Origin of the sequence: Butyricicoccus sp. AF35-5AC, from assembly GCF_003477715.1 — a bacterium.
GTDB lineage: Bacteria > Bacillota > Clostridia > Oscillospirales > Butyricicoccaceae > Agathobaculum > Agathobaculum butyriciproducens.
Window position 1 is genome coordinate 9,678 of record NZ_QUDX01000007.1, and the last position, 263, is coordinate 9,940.

The 263-nt window shown below is 54.4% G+C and carries 1 protein-coding gene; it reads left to right on the forward strand.

All coding sequences use genetic code 11. The annotated features are described in order from the left end of the window. Positions 1–263, forward strand: a 263-nt coding sequence (locus DWZ82_RS15385; RefSeq protein WP_199667458.1) for an RNA polymerase sigma factor, incomplete at both ends; no start/stop codon positions are given.

Below are 263 nucleotides of genomic sequence, written 5' to 3' on the forward strand. Positions count from 1 at the left end.
CTGCTGCAGAGTGAGGAGCAGGAGTATGTATTTACCAACACCGAGGAGCACCGTGCAGACTTTGTACCGCACGAGCAGATGGACGCCCGCGCAACACGTGAAATTATCGGCGAAATGCTGACCGAACTGCCTGCTGAGCAGAGTCAGACACTGGTATACCGCTTTGTAGAGGGGCTGCCGCTGGCAGAAATCGCGGAAATTATGGACTGTACGGTCAGCACGGTAAAGAGCCGTCTCAAATACGGCAAGGCCAAGATCGAAGA